The following is a 702-nucleotide window of genomic DNA, read 5'->3' as shown; positions in this document are numbered from 1 at the left end:
CCCCGCCGGCGAGGAACTCCTCCATCGAATACTCACCAATCATCCGCCCCTTACCAATCACCACCAACCGATCCGCGGTCTGCTGCATCTCCGACAACAAATGCGACGACACCAACACCGCCCGACCCTCAGCAGCCAACGCCCGAATCGTCCGACGCATCCAACTGACCCCCTCCGGATCCAACCCATTGACCGGCTCATCCAGAATCAAATGCGACGGATCCCCCAACAACGCACCCGCCAAACCAAGACGCTGCTTCATCCCCAACGAATACCCCCCGACCCGCTTATCACCCGCAGAAGCCAACCCCACCAACTGCAGACACTTATCCACCCGCGCATCCGAGATACCCGCACCCCGGGCCAGCACCTTCAAATGCGAACGCCCACTACGCCCCGGAGTAAACCAGCTCGCCTCCAACAACGCCCCAGCCACCGCCGGCTTATCAGCCACCTGGCCAAAACCCTCCCCGTCGAACAGCGCCCGGCCCGCACTCGGCCGATCCAACCCCAACACACACCGCATCGTCGTCGACTTGCCCGACCCGTTCGGCCCCAGAAAACCCGTCACCGCAGCATCAGGAACCCTGAACGACACATCCTCGACGGCCTGAAACCGCCCGTACCTCTTCGACAAACTCTCAACTGTGATCATGCTGTCCATGATGCTCCGCACACACGCGCCACCACATCGACCCACAG

General features: G+C 62.0%; 1 protein-coding gene. It reads right to left on the bottom strand.

The genetic code is table 11. From position 1 onward, the window contains the following. The coding region (locus tag FS507_RS16370) for an ABC transporter ATP-binding protein (RefSeq protein WP_186314738.1) at positions 1-655 on the bottom strand (655 nt) is incomplete at its 3' end. Between the last annotated feature and the right edge of the window lie 47 nt (positions 656-702).

The organism is Corynebacterium glyciniphilum AJ 3170 (assembly GCF_007673095.1).
Classification (GTDB): Bacteria; Actinomycetota; Actinomycetes; order Mycobacteriales; family Mycobacteriaceae; genus Corynebacterium.
Note: the sequence above shows the minus strand (reverse complement) of the source record. Positions and strands in the feature narration are given on the sequence as shown.